This window comes from Elusimicrobiota bacterium, assembly GCA_016788905.1.
In the GTDB taxonomy this organism is placed as follows: Bacteria; Elusimicrobiota; Elusimicrobia; order FEN-1173; family FEN-1173; genus JADKHR01.
Genome location: JAEURZ010000001.1, coordinates 116,933 through 137,754 on the forward strand (window position 1 = coordinate 116,933; position 20,822 = coordinate 137,754).

Genomic DNA, 20,822 nt, shown 5'->3' on the forward strand with positions numbered 1-20,822 from the left:
TGATGTCGATCTTACCAGATCGGATTCCGAGTGACAACGCCTTCTTCCTTCCGGGGAAAACCGTTATACTTTAAAAATTATGCGGGACCGATTCCTTTTCCCACCCCTTCGATGGGGCGCACGGTGTATCGCGGGGGTGTGCCTTGTTGTTCTGGCGGGGCCGGCCACCGCCAGCGAACCGACCTTCGAGGGCTATCGGATCGAAAACATTTACATCATGCGCCGTCAAATTTTCGACACCTCCGTACCGTCGGAAAACAAACTCTTGTATCGCACCATCAATCGCCTTCACGTGCTGACCAAGGAAAGCGCGGTTTACCATCAGTTGCTGTTTAAGAAAGGGGAAGCATTCAACCCCATCATTGCCAAAGAAACGGAACGGGCGCTTCGACGCATTCTTCGCCTGCGGGATATTCGCGTTCGTCCCGTTCCCGTGGGCCCCGACACCGTCGACGTGATCATTGAAACCCAAGACACCTGGACCACAGAGCCCTTCGTGGGCGCCTCCGGTTCAGGAAACGATAAGAAGTATGTTATCGGGATCCGCGAACGTAATCTCTCGGGGTATGGAAAATCTGTTGGATTTATCTACAAGAGAGAGCCTGATCTGGTGACCCGATCCTTCTCCTACGACGACCCCGCCTTGTGGGGGACGCCCCTGCGATTGTCTGGGAATTACGCGGACACCGCCGAGGGTTCCTCCAGGTCCTTGGCCCTTGAAAAACCATTTTCCGCCAGCGTAACACCCTTCGGATTTAAGACGTTGGGATCCTACGAAAAGAGCGACTCCCTCCTTTATGAAAAGGGATCTGAAGTGGCTCGCTTCACGCGCGAGGAACGGGAACTGGGAGGGCATTTTAAATTCTCCCGTGGGTCAACCGCCCTTCGCGTTCGGCGCTTGGGGTTCGGTTATCGTTTCCTTCACCGAGAACTTTTTGATGGGGAAAACGCCAACCGCCTTTCCGACGATTCCGTCTATCATCTTTTCGGACCGCACTTCGAATGGCAAAAAATGGCCTTCGTGACAGAAAACCACATTCGGCTTTATTCACGCGAGGAAGATTTTAATCTGGGCCCGGCTTTGGAGGGAAACGTAGGCATCTCCCAATCCCGCTGGAGCCGGGGAGCCCAAAACGCGACCTTCATTCAAACCCAGTTTTCCCAGGGGCATCTGTGGCGTCCGGGGCAATTCTGTTTGGCAACAATTCTAGGGAAGGCTCGTTATGAACAGGGATGGAAAGACACAGACACTCGCTTCGACCTCGAATATTACAATCGGATTCGGCCCTGGAGCACCTGGGCGGGCCGCGTATCCTGGGAACAAATCCTTAATCCGGACTCGGACTCCCAACTCCTTTTAGGAGGCGATTCGGGATTAAGGGGATACCCTCTAAACCAGTTTGCGGGGAATCGCCTTTTGGTGGCCAACATCGAAAACCGATTGTTCGTCGTGGACGAGGTCTTCAAACTTTTCGGGATCGGGGCCGTGGCCTTTGCCGACGTGGGTTACGCCTGGCCCCGAGGTACCGCCCCTGTGGTGGGGGATCTTCGCGCCGATTACGGCGCCGGCCTTCGTTTTCATCTCTCGCGAGCCAGTTTGGGACAGGTCATCCGTTTGGATGTGGCGTGGCCCACCCGTTCGACAGAAGGGAGCCGGTCCCCGGTCTACACCTTTGGGACAGGGCAGGTGTTTTAACCTCCAGGCTGTGATAGAATAAACACCTCATGGCACTCACGGGCGAATACGAAATCACACAACAGATCGGGACCCTCTCGGTTCAATGGACAGGGGCCACACTCCCTGGAGAGATAACGTACATTTCCTTGTTCCTTTTGGCGGTCTTGCCTTTCCTTTTTTTCTTCAGGGGGTTCGTGAGCCAGTTTGCCGACCGGCATCTCCACATTCACTGGAGTCCACGCGTGTTTGGAATCGGAGCTCCGGTGATCTCCCTCGTCTGTGGGATTCTTCTTTATTTTGCCCATATTCCTCCCCAGATTTCCACTTGGGAACTCGGGCTGGAAGGAGTTTCCGTCAACAGCTCAAACGGTCAGGCCAAGATAAATTGGGCGGAAACGGAAACAGTCGGTTTTGACACCGGCACACCCAACACCGAAAAATCGTCCCTCATCTTAAAATCTAAAGATGGTCATGAAGTGTGGCTTCCACTCTCGTGGTTACTCCCCGACCACCAAGAAAAAATCCTTTCCTTCATTAACGCGTCCACGGGAAATCGCTTTCAACTTCCCGAACATTTAGAAGAAATCCCAGCCCCCCAGTAATATTCCGTCTTAGTTCGAGGTCCGGGATGGGAAAGAATGACCGCGGGCTTCCCTCACCCACAGGATCCCATAGATCACGGACCACAGCACCAACCAACCGCGTATGGCCCAGGCGATCAACGAACCGTGATTCTCCAGATCAATGATCGGGCTAAGGTGTTCCAAAAACCCCCGTTGATACCCCACGCTGGGATCATAATGACTGCGCAATAGATTTTCAACAACGGTTAACGGACAATAAAAACTCCACAACACCACGGCCACAAACAAAAGAGCCAGATGAGTCCCCCGCCAGAACGGTCTTCGCCACCCCCACAAAGGTCCCAACAACATAAACAGCACACACAGGGCGTGAATGAAAGCAACGAAATCTGCGGTAAGTTTCCAGAACACGAGACCCCTCCGAAATGAATCAAACCTTCCTGTTCAGAGCATAGGGTCTTTTGAGAACGAATTCAAGCCTGAAGAACCGGTTTTCAATCCTTCGAACAGGAGAGGGAAACACCCCATGGCGTTTATCCCCATCTTCCGGTCTCCCAGATTAATATTTCAGCCCCCGGGACACCCCCCACAACCTTTTGTTGATCCATATCCATGAGACGAACCGAATCTCCCTGGGCAAGCGTTCCGGCGTTTTCCAAATGGACTTCCCCCTTCGCGACAAACAGGTGGGAAAATTTAGCTTCTGGGACTAAAACACCTTTCCCTGGGGAGAGGCGTGCCGCCCAGAGAGTCGCTCCTTTTTGGCGAATGGCGATGGCGCCTTTGGGATTTCCTGACGCCACCGGGACCAGCCCTCCCCCAGCGAGGTCCCGAGAAATGTCCAGTTGCTCGTAGGAAGGTTGAATTTTCCGCGTATCCGGTGGCACCCACATTTGAATAAGCCGCACGGGTTTAGTGGAACTGGGATTCATTTCCGAATGCCAAATTCCTGTGCCTGCGCTTATCCGCTGGGCCAAACCAGGGGTGATCACCCCCTGGTTTCCTTCCGAGTCCCGGTGTTCGATTTCCCCTTCCAAAACCCAGGTCACAATTTCCATGTCCTGGTGCGGATGGGTCATAAACCCGGTACCTGGCAGAATGATGTCATCGTTGGATACCAAGAGAAGTCCGTGATGGGTGTTGTCGGGACTGTAATGGGACCCAAAACTAAAACTGTGCCAAGAATCCAGCCAATCCATCCGGGTGTGAAACCGGTCTTTGGCTCGGCGAATGGATACGTTAGAATCCGTTTGGGTTTTCATAGACCCCTCCCAATTTATCCAACGTTCTTTTTACCAGTAAGTTCCCCCTGCCAGCCGGTGGGGAACCTAAAGAAAGGGCCAGATTTACCATGAAACATGAGCGATATCTACTCAAATAGCATGATTGACATTGAGGGCAACTGATTGAAGTAGGGGGAATCAGGGGAACCAGTGCAATAACACCTTACCTTTTAATCCGATTTGGCCTAAAGGATCATCATCCTGTCGCAAAGCTCCCGGCACATGGGGAGGCAGAGCCGCTAATAAGAGCCGAAAAAATAGGTTTTTTACGAACAGAAAAGTGCGGGTCGCAGCGGGAACTATGGACGGAATTTTTGGGAAGGGACTATTCAATTAAAATTCCATGTGGCATGCTTAACCCCAATTGCCAAAACGATGAGGGCCCAGACCAAAAACACCAGGGCGGTTCTCGATAATAATCGTGATTTATTAAATGGACCAAAGCGCCAGGCAACCCCATACGTCCCTGATAGTAAAATAAGTCCAACAGTAAGACGCCCCTCGCAATGTCGAAAACATTGAAACATTGAGAATTGCCTCCAAAGAAGAAGTGCCCCCATCAAGAGCCCCAGACTCATGACCACACGTAATGCCGGCTTGATCCATGACGGGTCCCATCGGACAAAAAGTATCGATTGAAAGAGCAACCCGGCAGCGAAGACTGGGATGATCCAATGATGATGGAACTTGTTCAGGAAATAAGGAACGGTTCCTAGAAATAAAATCATGTTCGTAATTAAAACAGCCAGTCCTGGGATCACTTCTTTCCCTCGTTCTTGCAAGAGCCCTCCCCAAAGCGAAAACAATTCAATGGCGTTCTGAAGTGGAGGATACTGTATTCGGGACAAGGTTCACCATCTTTCCTCTCTGCCCGTGCGTGAGCCGCCACAGGGTGCCCGTGTAAAAGAATTCCCACGTAGGGAGAGTTTTTCTTTTCCCGTGCGGGGAGTCCTTGCGTATAAAATTTCCGATGGGGTTAACAAATTTCTTGGCCATGGGTTTGCCCTCCTGACTGGTTAGACGCCCGAAACTGAAAAAAGTTCCCCCCTTGACAAAAAATGGAAGTCGACATACAATGTGAGTGATTAATCACTAGCAAGGAGAAAAAATGCACTTCATTGTGGAACAGTCTAAAGTTAAAACCATTTTGCCCAAGGTCATGCGGGCCGCTGTTCGCTTGTTTGTCGAAAAGGGAATTGATGGAACAACGACGAAAGACATCGCGTCCAAAAGCGGTGTTTCGGAAGGGGCTCTTTACCGACACTTTAAAAGTAAAGAGGACCTGGCCTACCATATTTTCGCCACACATGTGAATGAGTTCTCACATGAGTTGACAGCGCTTATTAACCGAGAATTGCCCGGCCGAGCCCAATTGGGCGCCTTTGTAGCGACCGCTTTTAAGACCTATGAAGAAGAAAGGGATTTGTTCACCTACCTTATCCTCTCAGAGCACAGGGAATTGGATAAATTCCCCTCCACGTTTAAACATCCAGGGCACGTGGTGGTGGACCTCATTAAAGATGGCCAAACCGCCAAAGCCTTTCGACCCATGGACCCCTTTATCGGGGGGTCTTTGATCCTGGGGGGAATCATTCGGATTTGTGTGGTTCGTTACCGTCAAGCAATTGGCCATGATTTACGCAAAGAGACAGAACCCGTCACGGAGTCCCTATGGCGCGCCCTAAAAAACTAAAGAAGAACTTGGAATCCGTGATTCTAATCCACGGGATTCTCAACCGGCCCTTTATTATGACATTCATAAAAAAAAGCCTTGAAAACGAAGGATTTAGGGTCTACAACTGGGGATATAAAAGCCGGGAGAAAAATATTGAAGAATACGCTGCGAAATTGAAAACATTCATACAAAACCAAGACTTTCCTGGGCCAATTCATTTTGTCGGATTTTCCCTTGGAGCCATTATTGCTCGGACCTACTTATCAAAACATCTCCCCTCTCCGGGGAGTCGGTTGGTCCAGATTGCACCACCAAATCACGGATCCCCATGGATCGATACGTTGTTTCGATTCAGACTATTCCGGTGGATTTATGGCGACAAAGCTATTCTTCAACTCAGAACGGATAGCTCCTTCTTGAAATCCCTTGGTGTGCCACGATGTCCATTCGGGATCATCGCCGGCAGCAAAAAATGGGGAAAAAGCGATGACCCTATTTCACCCAAAGACAATGACGGGTCCGTGCCCCTCACCAGCACCCAGCTGCCAGGAGCAACGGATTTCATTCGAATTAAATCCCAGCATACGTTGCTTCTCTTCCGAAAATCAACGGTTAAGAACATCATTTTATTTTTAAAAACCGGGTTCTTCCTGCACCCCAACGTAAACCCATCGGGGAACACCCCGATCCCCGAAAAAACTGAAACAAAAGGAGAACAGCCATGATTGGATTGGGCGGACTTTGGCTTTTAATTGTGGGAGTCATCTTACTGACACCCCTCTTGGCTCTGTTGGCCTTCATTCGTGTGGGGACAGTTCAAAAAAGGCTGAACATTCTTGAACGGGAATTCGAAAAACTTCGGCACCGAGACCCCCTCCCACCGCCACCGAAACCCTTGGAAATTCCAATACCTCCCCCCCGAGAACCACTCCCTCCGAGCGATCCCTTCACCGGAATATCCCTTAACATTCCACCGGAAAAACCACGGGACCCGGAAAAAAAGGTCGCCATCGAACCAACAACACCCCCCCTGCCCGCCCGACCGTGGTTCAAGCCCCCCCCTCTTCCGGAGAAATACCGACCCTGGATTGGGACCGATTTACGGGAGTTAAACTTTTTAGCTGGATTGGTGGGTTTGCTCTTTTTATGGGCGCTGCCTTTTTCGTCAAATACAGTATCGACCACAGTTGGGTGAGCCCGCTCATGCGGGTCATGGCCGGCTTCGTCGCTGGCACGGGGGCCCTCCTGGCGGGGATCCATACGCACAAACGCGGGTATTCTGTGACGGGGCAAACCTTGGGCGCTGCGGGATGCGCCATTCTTTACGCCAACACGTTTGCCGCCCACGCTCTTTATGGCCTTCTCAACGCTGAATCCGCCTTCGCTTTTATGACGCTCGTGACAGCGGTGGCCTTCCTTTTGGCCATCCGGATGGACTCCCCGTATGTGGCGATCTTGGGGCTCCTCGGAGGATTCTTGACCCCGCCCCTGTTTTCAACTGGGGTGGACCAAGCCCTGGGGCTGTTCAGTTACGTGACCCTCCTCGACGTGGGGTTGGTGTTGGTGGCTCTCCGAAAACGATGGATGTATTTGATCTCCGCCGCAGCCCTGGGGACCGTCCTCATGCAAACAGGGTGGGCCCAGCAGTTTTTTGAAGCTTCCAAAATGACCACCGCGGCCAGTATTGTTCTTTGGTTCGCCGGCCTCTTTGCCGTGGCACGCCGGATGTCGGAAAAAACCGATCCCAACGATTCCCATTCTCTTCATTCAGCGGGGCTTCTGTCTCTGGTCGCGGTCGTGGGGATGGGATTCTTCGCGCTCAAAAATACGGCGGTGGCCGTCCAGCCCACCGTTCCATTTTCCGTCTTGATCCTGAGCAACATCCTTTTGGCGGGATTGGCCCTTCGCCACGAAAAGTTCCAAGGCTACCATGTCCTGGCGGGAGGGATCTCGTTTTTCAGTCTGATGATGTGGACGAACCAGTTCTTGTCCCCCGCGCTCCTGCCGCACGCTCTCCTGGTCATCCTTCTTCTCGGCGGGTGGCACGGCGCGTTCGCCGTGATCCTCCATCGTCGAGGTGGATCGTCCACCGCTGTGGCCCTGGGCCAGATCTACCCGGTGATCCTCCTGATTCCCGTCCTCCTCACGTTGACCCGGCAAACAGCTTCTCCCGTGTTTCTTTGGCCTGTGGCGTTTCTCTTGAACGGCGTCACCATTTTGGCCGCCCTGACCACAGGATTTTTCTGGGCCCTGCTGGGCGCCCTAGGCCTCAGCCTCCTCACCGCGTCTCTCTGGATGGGCCGTCTTTCCTCGGGGGACTTACCAAGCCTCCTTCTGGTGATCGGCGGAATAGCGGCTCTGTTTTTTGGGGCCGGACTGTGGTTCCTGAAAAGGAACGAAAGAACAAACCAAGAAGGATCTCCAAAGGAACAAAAAGCTTGGGCGCTCCCACCAGAATTGGCGGACACCCTTCCCGCTTTGGGATGCCTTCTGCCTTTCTTGCTCCTGGGGCAAGCGGCTGTCCATCTCAAACTGACCAATCCAGCTCCTGTTTTCGGGGTGGGCGCTCTCTTAATCCTTTTGCTCCTCAGCCTTGCGATTCGGCGCGGCGCACGGACAGGGATCCTGGTCCCCATGGGTCTGATCAGTATGGCCCTGCTTCAATTCGTCTGGCATAGAGAACTCTTTTCTCTCAGCGATCCGTGGGTCGTGTTGCCTTGGTACACAGGAACGTTGGCTGTCTTTTTAGCTTTACCTTTTCTTTCCAAATCGTTTGGGGCCCTGTTCGAATCCTGGATGACCTCCGCCGCCGCAGGCCCCATCCTTTTCTTCTTTCTATACAAAACCTATTCCACCCTTTTCGGAACGAACACCCTAGGGGCCTTGCCAGCCGGATTGGCCGTCCTTTACTCCCTCTCTTTGTGGGAAATCATTCGCCATCCCTCGGAGAGCCTTCCTCGAAAACAAACCCTTCTGGCCGCGTTCGGGGGCGTCACCCTCTTCTTTATCAGCCTTATTTTTCCCCTCCAATTCGATCGGGAGTGGATTACTCTGGGATGGGCCCTGGAAGGGATGGCCCTGGTGTGGCTTTTCGGTCGGGTCCCTCACCCCGGACTGAAAGTGTGGGGAGGGACATTGCTCACCATCGCCTTTGTGCGGTTGGCCGCCAACCCCACCGTTTTCGCCTACCATCCTCGTACGGGAACACCTTTCTTCAACTGGTATCTGTATGCGTATGGCGTTACAACGGTGTGCCTGTTGCTCGCGGCCCGCTTTTGGCAAACCTCGGCTGCGGAGAAGGGGGCGTCTTCGGACGAAACAAGGCCCGAAATTTCCTTCCGGTCAGGATTGAACGCCATGGGGATTGTCCTTCTATTCTTGCTCATGAACATTCAAATCGCCGATTGGTTTAGCACCGGGACCACCCTCACCTTTAACCTGCGGGGCTCCCTCACGCAAGACATGAGCTATACCTTGGGATGGGGTCTCTTCGGCCTTGCCCTTTTAGTGGTCGGCCTTTGGAAAGACTCCCTCGGCGCGCGTCGCGCGAGTTTTGCCTTGCTCGCTGTCACGATTGGGAAACTCTTTCTCCACGATGTGTGGCGACTGACCCTTCTGTATCGCGCGGCAGCTTTTGTTGGGCTGGCGGTGGTTCTCATTCTTTCCTCTTTCCTTTATCAACGGTTCCTTCGGGGCCGGGAGGAGAAGAAACCATGAACAGGCCCCTTGGCGCACTCTTGATTTCGATCGCCCTCGCGTCCCTCCCTCTTTGGGCCCTTTCGAATCCGGACGAATGGTCCCATCATCAACCCCTCACCGTGGCTCAGCCCGGAATGGTGCGATGGGCCGTCCCACCGGAAACTTTAAATCATGCCGCTCCCGATCGCCAGGACCTCCGGCTGTTCGATCCCCACCATCAAGAAGTGCCCTACCTTCTGGATGAACCTCGTCGAGAAGAAGAAAAATGGTCGAAAGGGGATAATTTTAAATCGGAGATCGAGGACACACAAACCGTTCTTCGTTTTTCTTTGATTCCAGGCTCAGTCGTCAACGCGGTCTCTCTGGCGGGACCGGTCGGCCCCTTTCTGAAAGGGGTTCAGGTGGAAGCCCAGGTTTCCGGTGCCTGGAAAACTTTGGCCCGGAACCAGGTTCTTTTTCGCGAAACCCCTGGAGTGGAGAACCTGACCATTGAATTTCCATCCGTGAGAGCGACGTCGTTCATCATCAAGATCGATGATAAAAAATCGCCGGCTGTCCCCTGGACTCGGGCCGCTGTCCGTCTCCTTGGCCGACCCGCGGAAGGGGCCCAAACGGTCCCCCTCCGCTTCCTTGGGAGAGAAGAAGGGCCCACCGAAACCCGCCTGCGCCTCGAGCTTCCGGGGAGGAACATATTCATTGAAGACCTCTCTGTGGAAAGCCAGAGTCCTCTTTTTCAACGATCCGTTTCCCTGCGCGTGCGGGGGGTGCGAACCGACGGGGACTTCCCGGGCCAAGCCATTAAAGAATGGCCTCTAGCGGCAGGAACCTTCTACCGCGTGGCTTTAGAAGGGTTTGAAAACACAAAAAAAACCGATCTTCGTGTCGGCCACCTCGTTCGAGCCCGCGAAGTGGTCCTGGTGATCCAAAACAATGGGAATCCCCCCATCCCCATTGACACCGTTCACGCGACGGTCCTTCCGACCTATCTCATTTTCCGTGGGTCAGCCCCTGGGACATATCGTCTCGCCCTTGGGAACCCCCGGGCGGCCGCACCGATTTATGACTTAGTCAGCCTTAAGCCTGAATTGATTAAAGGGCCCTTTCAATCCGCGGGATCTGGTCCTTTGGAACCCAACCCCACGTTTCAAACTATCGACATTCTTCCTGAATTGCCGGAATGGGGAGCTTCCCTGGATGTTTCCCCCTGGGCTCGGAGGTCTCCCGTCTCCGTTTCCAAATCCGGGTTCCATCGGGTAGAGTTGACTCCAACTCTATTAGCCGTCGCGGACCCGAGCGGGCGGGATCTCCGTCTTATTCGGGAAGGAAAACAGATTCCCTTTCTCTTGGACCGCACTCCCGTTTGGCGTTCCACAGTCCCGACAGTTAAACCGCTCGAAGAGGAAAATGGAAAGAGTCGCTGGGAACTCCTTTTGCCCCAGAACCGGATGCCGGTCGGGGCGATCGAATGTTTCGTCAAGGAAACGATTTTTCAGAGAAAGGTAACGGTGTATGAAACCAAGGCCGACCCTCGTGGCCAATCACAAAAGGCGATTCTGGCTCAGACCGAATGGGGTCGCACAGCGAACGAGGGGACCGGGCGGCGTTTCCTATTTATTCAGGGCGGCCCGATGGGTGACCGATTGGTCATTGAAGTGGACAACGGGGACAATGCCCCCCTCACCCTGAATGGATTTAAAATTCATTACCAAACTTTTGGGATCGTCTTCAAAACGGACCCCGGCTCACCCCTCTGGCTTTACTATGGGAACCCTCAAGCCAACTGGCCCCGCTATGACCTCTCCGTGGTATCCCAGAACGTATTGACCGCCGACCGCGAGGAGGCCTCCCTGGGTGAAGAGGAACGCTTAAGGGGCCTTCCGTGGAGCACGGAGAAACGAAACAGCGCGCATAAAATAGGGTTTTGGTTCCTCTTGGGATTCGTGGCCATCATTCTTTTATGGGTGCTTCGCTCCCTGTTGCCCACCAACGAATCCAAACCCAGTCCGCCTCGTCACTAAGAAATGTCGGTGGGGAAATCATCCTTTATCTGCACCCATACGATTCCGGGGTGGATTACCATTGGATTTTTGGGGGCCTGTTTTTCAGAACGACCTCACGGCCCCCCTTTGAAGGCATAACGTCTTCTCTATAAACGGATGATATAATTCTCCTATGGGTCTCTCGCGGTTGCGCCTTTTTTCGGGATTACGGTTTAAGATGGTGGGAGCTTTCGTTGGTGTTCTGATTCCTGCTTTTTTGGTCACTGGTTATTTAACTTTCGACCAGACCTCCCGTGCCCTTAAACGTCAAAAGCAAGAAGACGAGCTGGTGATCGCAAAAAATATCGCGGCTCAGGTGGAAGAAGTTTTAACCAAAGCGCGGAAAACGGTGGAGACCACAGCCGAACTCCCAGAAATCAAAAACAATGATCCGGAAGGACGCCTCGCGGCCTTGACCCTTGTGATTAAAGTCACCGAGTTGCTGGACGGGCTGATCCTCTGGGACTTGAATGGCCGGGCTCTCCTCACCGACGCCGCGGAACCAGACACCCAACGGCTTTTTCCCAACTCAGCCCTCGACCTTTTTGTTCGCCCGTGCTTAGGCTCGGAGGGCACTGTTGTTTCCGATGTTTATCGTTCTGAGACGGGGGAACCCGCGGTGGGAATTAGCGCCCCCATTCGTGTGGAGGGGCACCCGGTAGGAGTGTTAACCGCAGGAGTTTTGCTTAACAACCATTCGCTGGGGGGCATAGAAGAAATTCGAATTGGGAAATCCGGATACGCCTATCTCGTGGATGCTTTGGGGCAGATTATCGCTCATCCTCAACAGAACCGTCTTTTTGAAGACATCCGACAAAACCCCCCTGTTCAAGAGTTGGCCAAAAAAAGAGGACCGGGGGTGACGGACTTCATTAACGCGGAAGGCATCCGCGTCGTGGCCGCCCACGCTCCAGTGGCCGGAACGGGATGGGGTGTTGTGGTTCGCCAACCGGCCTCCGAATCCTACGTGTACGTCAAAAAAATGTTTTCAGTATTGGGCCTCATCTTCATTCTCATCCTGTGTCTTTCCGTGGTGGCGGGCGTGTTGTTGGCTTGGCTCCTCACTCGCCCCCTTGCCGACTTGGCGGAAGGTGTCCGTCGCGTAACGTCCGGAAATTTGGGGACCACCGTCCCTGTCACCACCCAGGACGAATTGGGCGCTTTAGGAAAAGCGTTCAATGAAATGACCGCACGCCTCCGGCGCATGATCGAGGAAGCCGCCACCGCAGAGAAACGTTTGGCCCATAATGAAAAGCTAGCCGCCGTGGGACAACTGGCCGCCGGGGTGGCCCACGAAATCAACAATCCGCTCACCGTGATCTCTGGATTTGCCGAACACCTGAAAGACAACGCACCCCTCACCGGAAAGAACCGGGCGCATCTGGAAGACATACTTCGAGAAACAGAGCGGTGTCAGAGTTTGGTGGCCAATCTTTTAGGCTTTGCCCGGCAAGCTCCACCCCACACGTCTCTGGTGGACGTGGAATCTTTGGTGGACGAAACCATTGCCCTTGTTTTGCCCCAAGCGAACCCGATCGGAGTGGGATTCGCCATACAGGTGAAGACCCAGCTGCCTCCCCTCAACCTCGACCGTGATCAAATGAAACAAGTTCTCCTTAACATTTTGTTTAATGCCTGCCAGGCCATGCCACGGGGAGGCCAGGTGACGATCACATTCGACAGCAACGAGGCAGAAGCCATCGTGGAGATCAGGGACACGGGGCCAGGGATCCCTCCGGAATCCTTACATAAAATATTTACCCCCTTTTTCACCACAAAGGAAAATGGAACCGGATTGGGACTCGCGCTCAGCTACGCGTTCGTTGAACGTCACGGAGGAAGCCTGCGGGCTGAAAACCCCCTCTCCGGTGGTGCCTGTTTCACGATTCGACTCCCTCTTCCACTCAAGGAGGATTCCCCTGTCCCCACCCCATGAAAGCGTCATGGTCGTTGATGATGAACCCGGCATGGGACGCCTGCTTTCCACCGTTCTAGAAGACGCGGGGTACCGTGTTCGCGTTTACCAAGAACCGATCAAAGCCTTGGCGGATTTCAATCGCAACCCCGTCGATGTTGTGCTGACCGATGTTCGAATGCCTAAAGTGGATGGGGTCGGCGTTTTGGAAGCGATCAAAAACCGTTCCCCCGAAACCCCAGTCATTCTCATGACCGCTTTTGGAACATTGGACATGGCGGTGAGCGCCATGAAAAAAGGGGCCGCGGATTATGTGACCAAACCTTTTAAAAATGAGGAAATTCGATCTGTGTTGGGAAGTGTTCTGGAAAAGCAACGGTTACGTGAAGAAAACCATCGTTTGCGTCATGCCCTGGCGGGGCGAGAGGGTTTAGATCTTTGGGTGGGAGCGAGCGGGACCATGAAACGTGTTCATGAAATCATTTGCCAATTAGCGAAATCGGACACCACCGTTCTCCTGTTTGGCGAAAGCGGAACGGGAAAAGAATTGGCCGCCCGGGCCCTTCACCGCAACAGCGCCCGCGCTGAGCATCCGTTCCAAGCCATCCACTGCGGAGCTCTTCCTGAAACGCTTCTTGAATCTGAACTGTTTGGCCACGTGAAGGGCGCTTTTACAGACGCCACAAAAGACCGGGCGGGCCTGCTTGATCAGGCGGAAGGGGGAACGGTGTTTTTAGACGAAGTGGGTGAAATGCCCCCCCCCATGCAAGTCAAGCTTCTTCGGTTTCTCCAAGAGAGAGAAGTCCGCCCCTTAGGGGGAGCGAAGCCCCATCGCGTCGATGTGAGGGTGATCGCGGCGACCAACAAAGATCTCCGTACGGAAATGGCGGAAGGGCGCTTTCGGGAAGATCTTTTTTACCGACTGGCCGTTGTCCCCATCACGCTCCCCCCTCTTCGAGAACGGCGTGAAGATATCCCGATCCTCGTTAATTTTTTCTTGGAACGGATCGCCCTTCGGACCGGCACGTCCAAACACCAGTTCACTCCGGAGGCGATGGACGGCCTGGTGTCATCCCCATGGCCTGGAAATGTTCGAGAATTGGAAAATACTGTGGAGAGAGCCGTCGCCATGGCCCAAGGCGAACACCTCAGTTTTGAAAAGCAGGAAAACGTCACCCGCTCGCCTCCCCCCTTTCCCCCATCGAAGATTTACCGGGAAGCCAAACGGCAGATTCTTGACCGATTTGAACAGGAATTTATCTCCACCCTCCTTCGTGAGACCTCGGGAAACATTTCCCAGGCCGCCGAAATAGCCGGCATGGATCGTAAAAATTTTCAAGACTTACTAAAGAGACATAACATCCCCCGATCCGTTTAAAACGAAAATCTCATCCAGCATCCCCTTTTCGGCCATACGCTCGAGGGTCTGATCGGTTTGTTGGGGTATTTTTACCCCACATCGCGGTAAGAGTACCCCCATTTTCCACGAAATTCCTCATTATTCTTCTTTAATTCGTATTTTATTCTTGGCCAGAGAGTTGCCATGAGTAAAAGATATGAAGTTTGGACTGATATTAAGCCTGGCCGGATTCATCCTTCCCTCTTCAGGGAAAACATGTGTGGATGCGATCCCCTCCCCCACCACCCCCTCCGAACTTAAAAGCCGGGTTGAGGCTTTGCAGGATTGTTTAAAAAACGGCAAGAAGGGAGAAGGGATTGAATCAAAGTTAGCCTGGTCTTATTTCCAAAACTACGACCTCGAAAATGCCGAACGTCTTTTTAAATTGCTTTCCCGAGACCCCCTGTTTTCTCCCCGGGACGCGGTGGGGTACTCTCTTACTTTATGGGAACTGGGAAACGGGGAAGATGCTCTCCGTTGGGCCGTTCGAGGAGCCACAGGCCCCTGGAAAGCCATGTCCCATTTCGTTGAGGGACGCGCCCTCGAATCAATAGGACGATCCACAGAAGCGATGACGGCGTATGGCCGGGTTCTGGAAGCCGACCCGCTTTTTGCCGAAGTCCGCCCCTACCGGGCACGGCTTCGCGAGAACACGGGGGCCATAGACGACGCTTGGCGGGATTATGACCGTATTCTTTCGGTTGATCCACGCAACGCCTTCGCTGGAACCGCCAAGGAGAAGCTGACGGCGCGGTTAACGAAACCCCCCTCCGAAATGGTCCCACGTCGCAAAGTGTTGGATCACCGCGCGGTCATCGCACCCCCTCCCGCCAACTCCGGACCGATTCTCCGCGTCGGGTTGGGGACCGACGGACGGGGACAAAGCGTCATTCTTGCCAGTGTCACTCTCCAGTGCGCGGGATCTTTTCGTTGGGTGGATGAAGAAGGAAATGTCCTCGCCAAGGGCGGAGCCCAAGAACCGTGGCGTGTGATTTTCTCCGAGAACGGGGTCCTCCTGGAGGGACCCGATCAACAAAAAACGCTCAAGAAGGGGTTTGTCTCATTCCAGCCGGACCAACGGGATCAGACCATTATTCTTAGGGACCTTTCCATCGCGGTCGGTTTTTCCTGGTCCGGATTTGCCGATCGAGAGGTTCGCGGCACAGTGGAAATCCGACCTGGGGCCGCGGGGTTCCATGTGATCAATTGTCTCCCCATGGAATCGTATCTCTACGGCGTGGTGCCGGCTGAAATGCCGGCTCGATTCCCTTTGGAGGCGTTAAAAGCCCAAGCGGTTCTCGCCCGTTCGTATGCCTTTTTTCAAAGGGATGTCCGGAAACCGCACCGATCCCACGGGTACGATATCTGTGACGAACAACATTGCCAAGTGTATGGGGGAGTGCCCCTTGAACAAGCCCGGACCACCGCCGCGGTGGATGCCACGCAAGGGGACTCTTTGATTTATAAGGGCCACCCCGTGCACGGGGTGTATTCCAGCAACTGCGGAGGACACAGTCAAACGGGATCGGAAATCGGGTGGGGCTCCGTTCCTTACTGGACCGGAACCCCCGACCGCAGAGAAAAGGACGACACCGCTGCGAACCAAAATAATTTTTATTGCGGTCCTTCGATCTATACGGAAGGCGTAAAATCCGAGTGGGTCAGGTTTTCTCTCGCTGAGGACGTGGCCGAAAGAGCCCAGAGATTGAAAGACATTGGGGACCTTAAAACCGTGAAGGTGACCGCCCGCGGTCCCAGCGGTCGAGTCACCGAGTTGACGATCGAGGGGACCAAAAACCTATTGGTTTTAAAGAAAGAATCGGATATTCGGAGACTATTGGGGATGGCTTCTCTGCGAAGTACATTATTCACCCTTGAACCCCTATTCAAAAGCGATCGCGTGTTTTCATTCCTTATTCACGGGCAAGGGTGGGGGCACGGCGTGGGGTTCTGTCAATCCGGCGGAGCCGGTCGGGCCCTCGCCGGACAATCCTTCACTGAAATTTTGACACACTATTTTCCAGAAGCGCAAATCATTAAAACAGAAAGGAGAAAAACATGAAATACCAATGGATGGGAATTCTCGCTATGACCGGGTTTGCCCTGGTGGGTTGTGAAGGGGGAAAACAAGCGGCTGTCCTGGCCATGGATGAGGCACGGTTAAATATTGCCGCTGCAGAAAAAGCCGGGGCGGAACGTTTTGCCGTCAAATCTCTGAGCCAAGCCAAGAGTTACATAAACACGGCGGATCAAAAGTTTTCAAAAAAAGAATACGGGACCGCTAAAGAAATCGCGGCCCAGGCCAATTCCGAGGCTCTCAGTGCTTCCGTTGAAGCCAAAGAAAACGCCATTCGAGCCGCCGCAGCGGCTAAGAAATCAACGGCCCCTAAAAAGACACCTGTAAAACCAATCCAAAATCAAAAACGAAAATAGGAGAGTCCATAACCCATGAAAACATTCCTGACCGTTCTCTTTGGTGTGATTATTTCTGTAGGGTGTTCAACACGTCGAGCCCCTCAACTGGACACGGATCAGACGCTTTCCTCCAATCAAGATGATTCAAGGGAGACAGCGTCTGCAAAAGAAGTTCCGAGTCTTTCGGTCGGAACGGAATGGGCATCCGTTCCCAACCTCGAACCTGCCTATTTCGTCACCGACCGGGCAGACCTCACCGAATCCGCGCGATTGGCCTTGAAACGGAACGGGGTGGTTCTCAAGATCCTCTCTAAAGAAGTGCCTGGTCTTGAAGTGCTTGTTGAGGGGCATTGTGATGAGCGGGCCACACTTGAATACAACATGGCGTTAGGGGAACGAAGAGCGAATGCCGTAAAAAAATATTATGAGACTCTGGGCATTCCAAAGAAGGTCCTTTCCACTGTTTCCTACGGGGAGGAAAAACCCGCTTGTTCTCGTTCCGAAGAAAGCTGCTGGCACTTGAATCGACGCGCCGTTACAGTTGTCAGAGCCAAAAATAGTATTCGAATTCCTCTTCACAAATTCGTAATGTAAAGTTGGGATCATCGATAGCGATGATCTCTCCCAGAAACCCCAGAAACAATCCGGGTTCTGGGGATCACGCGTGTTCTCTGAGAGAGGAAGAAACCGGAAGGAGGTGGGCCTCCGAAATTGAACCCAGAAGACAGTCGCAAGACGAGTCCTTCAGGTTAGAGGTGTTAACAAGATGTTTGAATCGTTTGTCAAAGGGTGTTGCGCGGGACTCCTATTTAGTTTACCAGCCGGTCCGGCGGGGATCTTGGTGCTTCGGTCTTGGATCCGCCATGGTCAGCGCGGAGGCCTCCTGGCGACCGCAGGGATGGCCTTTGCGGAGGGGCTGGTTGCGGGGGTGGCCGCGTGGGGATTGCATGTGGCCTCCCCAGCGCTTCGGGACACCTCAGGATTTCTGCATGGGGTCGCGGGAGTTCTTCTTGTGGTGACAGGAATTGGATTCTTGTTTTTTGAGAAAGACGAAAAACGACTGGGACATGGGGAGCGTCCCACCTGGAGGTTCATATGGCCGGCTGGTCTTGTTTTAACGAACCCAGGCCTCTGGGCCGCTTATGGTTCTTTGCTCTTGGCCATGAAAACAAGAACCCCCACAATGACGGAAGCCTTGGCCACGGGAGCCGGAGCCGGATTTGGAGTTATACTTTTTTGGGGCGCCCTGGGATCAAGTGTTCAACATTGGAAAAGGAAAAAGAAATTCAATGAAGCCCACGTGACCCTTGTGGCCGACCGAGCCACCGGCTATTTATTGATTGCTCTCGGTTTGGTTGAACTGTGGTTATGAGGGGTTCGGCAAATCGAAGAAATCGACGAGGCCTGTTTCTAGGGAATATTCAGCCCCCACAACGAGTAAATCTTCTTTAAGGATCAGAGATTCCAGAATCGAGGACCCGTGACGCAATTGATTCACGGACGCGCGGACATTGGCCCGAACCGATTCACCCACCAACTTTTCCACCGCAAGCCCCTGCCCGATCAGGGAAGCGACCGATGGGCGAACCCGATCGATGATGGAACGCATGTTGCGGGAATGGATATTGTTGGGATCCTTGAAATCGTCGAGGGTGGCCAAGACCGCTCCGCATTGAGAATGCCCCAGAACCACGACCAACCGCGTTCCAAACCGAGCCGCCGCAAATTCGACGCTCCCCACCTGGGAAGGGGCCACGATGTTTCCGGCCACTCGGATCACGAAGAGATCGCCCAGTCCCTGATCGAACACCAGCTCGGCCGGAACCCGAGAATCCGAACACCCCAAAATAATGGCAAAGGGTTCCTGCCCTGAGGTCAGTGCCGCGCGCCGTTCCGGGGTGAGATACGCTCCCCCTTCTTGGGCATTGGACATGAACCGTTTGTTCCCCGAACGCAACCGCTCAAGGGCTTCAAGACCAGAGATCATCGTTTCTCCTTTCATCTAAAGTTCACCGTTTTTCTAGAAAAAACTGATCCACTCTCTCTAAAACGGAGAAGACTTCTTCTTGATTCTTAAGAATGTACTGGGCCTGAGTCCGACCCAGGGGAGCGACTCGAATTGAAATTCCTTTCGATCCCACGACGCGAAACATATCTTCATCGGTAAGATCGTCCCCAATGACGATGGGATACGGATGATTCAAATGGCGGCTTAACAGAAGCAGGGCCTCCCCTTTGTCCCAACCCACACGGGGAACGGCTTCCCATACTTTATGGCCCTGTCGCCAACGGACAGGGAGAGACTGAGATCGTTTTTGAAATTGCCCCAATAACCGCAACAACCGAGGGACCAACGCCGCGTCCACCTCACGGTAATGAACCGCCACCCCCAACCGTTTTGGCTCAATGCGGACGCCTTTCACGCTGGAAAAAGCGCGACGGCAATCTTTCACCAACTTGATCACAACAGGTCGAAGGAGGAGCGCTTCCCGATGGTTAAAAACGAACCCGGGTCCTCGAATTTCCATCCCATGGCTTCCCCCATAGGTCAGACGGGGCACTCCCACACGCTTGCGAATGTCGTCCAAAGATCGCCCACTGATAACGGCCACATGCAGAGGGGAATGACGTTTCAACTTTACCAAGAGTTTGTACATCCGTGGTCTCATCTGCGCCGTATCAGGAACCCGCACAAGGGGAGCCAGTGTACCATCGAAATCAAGCACCAGCAATACGTTCTTCTCCCTCGCCAAACAACGGGTCAAAACAGGCCAAGAGAGCTTTTTTTTCACAGGGGCGTCAGTTTTTTTCTTCATGACGGATCCGTCTTTTCCATCGGTTTCTCTTGAAGGATCTCGTCGTATTGCGCCGCCAACGTCTTATAGAGATGTTGCGCCCCAGACAAACGGGCCGTCATGAAAGCGGCCAAAGAAGCCAACATGATCGGAATCAGAGAGTCATGGGAACCCGTCATTTCAAAAATAATGACAAAAGCGGTGATGGGGGCTTGAATGGCACCGGAGAGGAAGGCCGCCATTCCCACCACCGCGCATCCCGCGGGCGGACTGTTGAACCAATGACCCAAGATCGCCCCGAAAGCCGAACCCATAGAAAGGGAAGGCGCGAAAATCCCCCCCGCGGCTCCCGCCAAATAACTCAAGAGAGTCGCGAGCATCTTGGCAGGGAAAAAAACATAGGTCCAGGATCCAAATTGACCTTGAATAAGACTTTGAGCCGCCCCGTTTCCAGGGCCCAAGACATCGGGGCCCCCAATCGTCGCCATTAAAAGAACCCCAAAGGAGAGCAGAACGGGGATGGCCATCCAACCCCACCGCCATTGAATCCCCCGAATCAATTTCGTCCCACGCAACAGCAACGTGGAAAAAAGTGCGCCAGCCCCCCCGCACACCACCCCCACCAAAAGCGCCATAGGAGCTTTCACTGGAGCCAAGACCGCGGCTTTTCCAAAATAGATGTATTCTCCCGTAAGCGATTTAGCGGCAATGGCGGCACAGATGATCCCGAGCAAAACGTAATCCTTGATACTTGAAAAATAATCCACTGTTAATTCTTCCACCGCAAAAGTCACTCCCGCCAATGGGGCGTTAAAAGCCGCCGCCAACCCTGCGGCCCCACCCGCCACCACCGCCGAGCGCATGTCAAAGGGAATTCCGGTGAACCGACGCCCCAGAAGCAGGAGGCCCACAAAGAAACATGTAGCCACTTGCACAGTGGGCCCCTCTCGCCCCACCGACGCCCCAGCCAAAACCACAATGTACACCGCTAGAATTTTAATGATCAAGGCCAGGGGAGACACCAAGGGGAAAATCTTTCTTTCCAAATTTTTGGTGAAATGTTGCGCCGCGAAAATCGCCTGGGGAATTCCGGTTCCAGCGGAGAAGGGAGAAATAAACCGGATCAAACAGACGGCCCCGATAAATAGAACCGGGGTGGTAATCCAACACCAAAGGCCGACGCTTCGGTAGTCCAGGCGATGGGTATTCATGAACTCAAAACCCCGCATGAACAGATAGCACCCAGCGCCCGTCGCCAGGGCCGCGGTTAAGTAAAGGGCGAGCGTCACCACTTGAACTTTACGTCGCTCAAACACCCGTAACAACGTAAACATCTTCAC

General features: G+C 53.6%; 18 protein-coding genes. 12 read left to right on the forward strand and 6 right to left on the reverse strand.

What is annotated here, in order from left to right; translation table 11 throughout:
• Positions 1-79 precede the first annotated feature (79 nt).
• Positions 80-1,696, forward strand: coding sequence for a BamA/TamA family outer membrane protein (locus tag JNK54_00425; GenBank protein ID MBL8022733.1), 1,617 nt, complete (start codon positions 80-82; stop codon positions 1,694-1,696).
• 29 nt (positions 1,697-1,725) lie between these two features.
• Positions 1,726-2,280, forward strand: coding sequence for a hypothetical protein (locus JNK54_00430; GenBank protein MBL8022734.1), 555 nt, complete (start codon positions 1,726-1,728; stop codon positions 2,278-2,280).
• Between the two features lie 9 nt (positions 2,281-2,289).
• Here JNK54_00430 and JNK54_00435 read toward each other — a convergent pair whose 3' ends face one another.
• From JNK54_00435 to JNK54_00445, 3 genes are all read right to left on the reverse strand, one after another.
• Positions 2,290-2,673, reverse strand: coding sequence for a DUF2784 family protein (locus JNK54_00435; GenBank protein ID MBL8022735.1), 384 nt, complete (start codon positions 2,671-2,673; stop codon positions 2,290-2,292).
• 122 nt (positions 2,674-2,795) lie between these two features.
• The gene (locus tag JNK54_00440; GenBank protein ID MBL8022736.1) at positions 2,796-3,524 is read right to left on the reverse strand and encodes a pirin family protein; all 729 of its coding nucleotides are present in this window, start codon (positions 3,522-3,524) and stop codon (positions 2,796-2,798) included.
• A gap of 350 nt (positions 3,525-3,874) precedes the next feature.
• Positions 3,875-4,393: a hypothetical protein gene (locus JNK54_00445; GenBank protein MBL8022737.1), complete on the reverse strand. Its 519-nt coding sequence runs from the start codon at positions 4,391-4,393 to the stop codon at positions 3,875-3,877.
• A gap of 260 nt (positions 4,394-4,653) precedes the next feature.
• Here JNK54_00445 and JNK54_00450 point away from each other — a divergent pair, with 260 nt between their 5' ends.
• The 10 genes from JNK54_00450 to JNK54_00495 all read left to right on the forward strand — a co-directional run bounded on the left by JNK54_00450 (position 4,654) and on the right by JNK54_00495 (position 18,059).
• Positions 4,654-5,238: a TetR/AcrR family transcriptional regulator gene (locus tag JNK54_00450; protein ID MBL8022738.1), complete on the forward strand. Its 585-nt coding sequence runs from the start codon at positions 4,654-4,656 to the stop codon at positions 5,236-5,238.
• A gap of 703 nt (positions 5,239-5,941) precedes the next feature.
• On the forward strand, positions 5,942-6,415 hold the full coding sequence (locus JNK54_00455) for a hypothetical protein (GenBank protein ID MBL8022739.1): 474 nt from the start codon (positions 5,942-5,944) through the stop codon (positions 6,413-6,415).
• The gene (locus JNK54_00460) at positions 6,367-8,937 is read left to right on the forward strand and encodes a DUF2339 domain-containing protein (GenBank protein ID MBL8022740.1); all 2,571 of its coding nucleotides are present in this window, start codon (positions 6,367-6,369) and stop codon (positions 8,935-8,937) included. The genes JNK54_00455 and JNK54_00460 overlap by 49 nt, the downstream gene beginning before the upstream one ends.
• The gene (locus JNK54_00465) at positions 8,934-10,937 is read left to right on the forward strand and encodes a hypothetical protein (protein ID MBL8022741.1); all 2,004 of its coding nucleotides are present in this window, start codon (positions 8,934-8,936) and stop codon (positions 10,935-10,937) included. The genes JNK54_00460 and JNK54_00465 overlap by 4 nt, the downstream gene beginning before the upstream one ends.
• 154 nt (positions 10,938-11,091) lie before the next feature.
• Positions 11,092-12,894 carry a HAMP domain-containing protein gene (locus JNK54_00470; GenBank protein MBL8022742.1) on the forward strand — a complete coding sequence of 601 codons (1,803 nt, stop codon included), beginning with the start codon at positions 11,092-11,094 and terminating at the stop codon, positions 12,892-12,894.
• Positions 12,895-12,901: 7 nt separating this feature from the next.
• Positions 12,902-14,251 (forward strand): sigma-54-dependent Fis family transcriptional regulator, encoded by a 1,350-nt coding sequence (locus JNK54_00475; protein ID MBL8022743.1) that lies wholly within the window; start codon positions 12,902-12,904, stop codon positions 14,249-14,251.
• Between the two features lie 178 nt (positions 14,252-14,429).
• The gene (locus JNK54_00480; GenBank protein MBL8022744.1) at positions 14,430-16,334 is read left to right on the forward strand and encodes a SpoIID/LytB domain-containing protein; all 1,905 of its coding nucleotides are present in this window, start codon (positions 14,430-14,432) and stop codon (positions 16,332-16,334) included.
• Positions 16,331-16,705, forward strand: a complete 375-nt coding sequence (locus tag JNK54_00485; protein MBL8022745.1) for a hypothetical protein — start codon at positions 16,331-16,333, stop codon at positions 16,703-16,705. The genes JNK54_00480 and JNK54_00485 overlap by 4 nt, the downstream gene beginning before the upstream one ends.
• A 15-nt stretch (positions 16,706-16,720) precedes the next feature.
• The gene (locus tag JNK54_00490) at positions 16,721-17,281 is read left to right on the forward strand and encodes an OmpA family protein (GenBank protein ID MBL8022746.1); all 561 of its coding nucleotides are present in this window, start codon (positions 16,721-16,723) and stop codon (positions 17,279-17,281) included.
• A 172-nt stretch (positions 17,282-17,453) separates the two neighbouring features.
• Positions 17,454-18,059, forward strand: a complete 606-nt coding sequence (locus JNK54_00495; GenBank protein ID MBL8022747.1) for a LysE family transporter — start codon at positions 17,454-17,456, stop codon at positions 18,057-18,059.
• On the opposite strand, the gene JNK54_00500 is transcribed toward JNK54_00495, so the two are convergent.
• The 3 genes from JNK54_00500 to JNK54_00510 are packed head-to-tail and all read right to left on the reverse strand — an operon-like array spanning position 18,054 to position 20,822.
• Complete coding sequence (locus JNK54_00500; protein ID MBL8022748.1) at positions 18,054-18,674, reverse strand: carbonic anhydrase; 621 nt, start codon at positions 18,672-18,674, stop codon at positions 18,054-18,056. The two genes, JNK54_00495 and JNK54_00500, sit on opposite strands and share 6 nt — an antisense overlap.
• 22 nt (positions 18,675-18,696) lie before the next feature.
• The gene (gene otsB, locus JNK54_00505; protein MBL8022749.1) at positions 18,697-19,503 is read right to left on the reverse strand and encodes a trehalose-phosphatase; all 807 of its coding nucleotides are present in this window, start codon (positions 19,501-19,503) and stop codon (positions 18,697-18,699) included.
• Positions 19,500-20,822 carry a chloride channel protein gene (locus JNK54_00510; GenBank protein ID MBL8022750.1) on the reverse strand — a complete coding sequence of 441 codons (1,323 nt, stop codon included), beginning with the start codon at positions 20,820-20,822 and terminating at the stop codon, positions 19,500-19,502. The genes otsB and JNK54_00510 overlap by 4 nt, the downstream gene beginning before the upstream one ends.